The organism is Streptomyces pathocidini, assembly GCF_001418495.1.
GTDB lineage: Bacteria > Actinomycetota > Actinomycetes > Streptomycetales > Streptomycetaceae > Streptomyces > Streptomyces pathocidini.
Genome location: NZ_LIQY01000562.1, coordinates 1 through 3599, shown reverse-complemented (window position 1 = coordinate 3599; position 3599 = coordinate 1). Strand labels below are relative to the sequence as shown.

Annotated in this window: 3 protein-coding genes; 2 read left to right on the top strand and 1 reads right to left on the bottom strand. The window is 71.5% G+C overall.

The window, feature by feature from the left end:
* Positions 1-163, top strand: a 163-nt coding sequence (locus AOK16_RS22570) for a chorismate mutase (protein ID WP_107098426.1), incomplete at its 5' end; no start/stop codon positions are given.
* Between the two features lie 840 nt (positions 164-1003).
* A complete protein-coding gene (locus tag AOK16_RS27320; RefSeq protein WP_157859311.1) occupies positions 1004-2206 on the top strand; it encodes an LAETG motif-containing sortase-dependent surface protein in 1203 nt (400 codons plus the stop codon).
* A gap of 141 nt (positions 2207-2347) precedes the next feature.
* Here AOK16_RS27320 and AOK16_RS22560 read toward each other — a convergent pair.
* Positions 2348-3599, bottom strand: a 1252-nt coding sequence (locus AOK16_RS22560; RefSeq protein ID WP_055473994.1) for a GMC oxidoreductase, incomplete at its 5' end; no start/stop codon positions are given.

Below are 3599 nucleotides of genomic sequence, written 5' to 3'. Positions count from 1 at the left end.
GGCCGTCTCGGCCATCATCCAGCAGGCCCGGATCGCCTCCGGCGGGCGCCGGGTGAACCTCTCCCGCGAGATGGAGATCCTCACCCACTACAGGGACCAGCTCGGCAAGCCCGGCACGGCGCTGGCGATGACGCTGCTGGAGCTGTGCCGCGGCAGGGTGTGAGGGCCTCTCGCGGGCATACGGAAGGGTGCCGGGCGGTGGCGTCAACACCGCTCCACGCGCCTGTCAACACCGCGTACGGAATGTCGCGGAACTCTTGCGTCCGTCACCCGTACGGCCCGTGACCGGGTATCGGCGCCTTCGTTGGTCCCGGTGTCCGTGCCAGCCAGGGGCGGCCTTGAGATCCACGCGTGGCTCCGCCCGAGTTCGGCAGGGCGCCCAGCAGCGACGGGGCGGAACCACTGGAGCGTGTGACGCGGTGCGCGTCGTGGGACCGCGCTCCAGTGCGTGACCGGTCGGCAGGGGACAGCAGCCCGGTCACAGCGAAGAGGACGGCCGGTCCCGGGGACGCCCGGGACCGGCCGTCCCGTGCGTGCGGGGGTCGCCGTTTCCGACGACTTGGCGATGAGCGAGATACCGAGGCCGTCTCGTGCGCGCGGGGTCACTTCAGCCGCCGCGCGGGTCACTTCAGCCGCCGTACGAGCCGCTTCGCCCGCCACAAGACAAGCCGCTTCGGCCGGAGTGCGGGGTCGCTTCACCCCCTGTGCAAGTCACCCCCTGTGCAAGTCACCTCCTGTGCAAGCCGTTTCGGCAGCTGCACGAGTCGCTTCGCCCGCTGTGCCGAACCGCTTCGGCGGCATGACGTGGGCGCACGAGTCGACACGCAGGCCGACGCGCCTCTGTGAGTCAGATCACGTTCAACTCCCGCCCCTCCGGGCACAACCACCCCCCGCCTTTACAGGTCACTTATCCGAACGCACGGCCACACCGCGCACCCCCCACCGCGACGGCCACCCGTGTGGTGCTGCATCCGGCAGCACTCTCGAACCTTGAAGAGGCCCCATGAAGATCCGCCGCGCTCTGGCAACCGCTGCCGCGACGGCCGTCATAGCCCCGGCCGCGCTTCTCGCCGCGGCGCCCGCCTACGCGGAAGGTCCCGAGGACACCACCTCCACGACCCAGGGCACCACCGGTGAGACCACCGGCGGCGACACGACGGACCCCGGTACCGGTACGGGCGACAGCACCGGCGACAACACCACGGGGGACACAGGCTCGGGCGACACCACGACCGGCGGCGACAACACCTCGGACGACGGCGCCACTTCGGGCGACCCGGCCGCGGACGACGACACCGCGGACGACTCCACGCCCGGCGACGACAGCGCGCCCGGTGACGACACCGCCCCTGAGGACGACACCGCCGGCGACACCCCGGGCGAGGACGACCCGGCCTCCGGTGACGACGAGGACGGCACGGACGAGGGCACGGACGACGACGAGAACACCGACGAGCCCTCGGACGAGGACGAGTTCCCGCCGTACTGCGAGGAGGTCGACGAGAACTACCAGGAGCAGGCGCTCGACGTCGAGCTCTCTGGCCTGCCCGGCAAGATCGTGGCGGGCAGCGGCTGGACGAAGTTCAGCCTGACCGTCACCAACGACTCCGAGACCGACCTCAAGGAGGTCGCGCTCTGGGCCGAGATCGAGAACTTCGAGGTCGACGAGGCCAAGTGGCTCAGCCCGTACGTGGACCTGGAGTTCCGCAACCCGGTCTCCAACCAGTGGGAGTCCATCGGCGACCAGCAGTTCGCGGGCGGCTACTTCTGGGGCGTGGACAACCTGAAGCCCAAGGACTTCGTGAAGGCCGACCTCCGCGTCAACATCCACAAGGACGCGCCGGCCGGTGACAGCTACGGGTTCGGCACCGGCGCGCACCTCGACACCGTCGAGGGCCAGGAGTGCATCGCCGAGAGCGCCGGCTCCTTCTACGAGTTCGAGGTCCTGAAGCCGGGCAGCACCCCGGGCGACCCGGGTGAGGCCAAGCCGGGCGACAACGAGGGCAAGCCGGGCGACAAGCCCGGTCCCGACACCAAGCCGCAGGGCGGGGTCGAGAAGCTGCCGGTGACCGGCAACCTCGCCGCGACCGGCTCGTCCTCGGCGCTGCCGACGATCGCCACGATCGGCGGCGTCGCCATGGCCGTTGGCGCGGGCGCGATCATCGTCGTCCGCCGTCGCCGGGCGGCTGGCATCGAGGCCGCGTAACCGACGCCCCCGGCAGTGGGGGGGAGGGGCCGCACCGGAGGGGGGTGCGGCCCCTTCCCCATGCGCGAATGCCATGTTCGCCCTCGTTGTGGGCATGCGTTCCGCTAAGGGCGGAACGCATGCCCACACCGGAAACGGCAATTACTCCGCCTTCGGCGGGAGTTTGGGGATTGGCAAGAGCGGTGCGCGTAGGGCCGCGAAGGCTGTGGGTGGGACGGCCGGGGCCGTCGGGGCCACGGCCGGTAGGCGGACGTAGGGCGCGCCCGACGCCGGGCGCGGATCGGGATCGCCCTGGTTCGGCCAGTAGGACATCGCCCGCTCCGCCTGGGCGGTGATCGTCAGGGAGGGGTTCACCCCGAGGTTCGCGGAGACGGTCGAGCCGTCGACGACGGAGATCCCCGGGTGCCCGTACAGCCGGTGGTACGGGTCCACCACGCCGCGGCCGGCGTCCTCCCCGATCGGGCACCCGCCCAGGAAGTGGGCGGTGAGCGGTGTCCCCATCAGCTCCCCGACGTTGCTGCCCGCGAACCCGTTGATCTCCTCCGCGAGCAGCGAGGCCGCCCGCGTCGCCTCGGGTATCTGCTTGGGGTTGGGCGCCCCATGCCCCTGACGCGCCGTCAACAGCCCCTTCCCGATCCCCTTCGGCTTGCGGTACGTCGTCAGCGAGTTGTCGAGCGTCTGCATGACGAGGCCGATGATCGTCCGCTCCGACCACCGCCGGTTCGACAGCGACCGCAGTGTCAGCCACGGGTGCCGTACGCAGTGCAGCACCCAGGCCAGCATGCGCGGGGCCCGGCTCCCGTACGGGACCTGCAGGATCGACAGACCGCCCATCGAGTTGGACCCCTTGCCGTAGCGGACCGGTTCGATGTGGGTGTTCTCGTTGGGGTGGACGGAGGAGGTGATGGCGACGCCGCGGGTGAAGTCGAGCGGCCGGTCGCCGTGGGCCTTCCGGTAGCGGCGCCGGTCGGTCTGCGCGCCGACCAGCGCCTCGGAGTTGGTGCGCGTGAGCTGCCCGAGCCGCTCGGAGAGGTGCGGCAGCAGCCCCTGGTCGCGCATGGCGTGCAGCAGCGACTGCGTCCCGTACGTCCCGGCCGCGAGGACGACCTGCCGCGCCCGCAGGGTCCTCGGCTTCGCCGACCGCCGCCAGTCCGTGGGCACGGTGGTGACGAAGTGGCCGCCGAGACCGTCCTCGTAGACGGCGGTGGCGGTGGTCATCGGGTGCACGACCGCGCCCGCCTTCTCGGCGAGGTAGAGGTAGTTCTCGTTGAGGGTGTTCTTCGCGCCGTGCCGGCACCCGGTCATGCACTCCCCGCACTCGGTGCACGCCCGCCGCGCGGGCCCGGCGCCGCCGAAGTACGGGTCGGGCACCTCGCTCCCCGGCTCGGTGCGG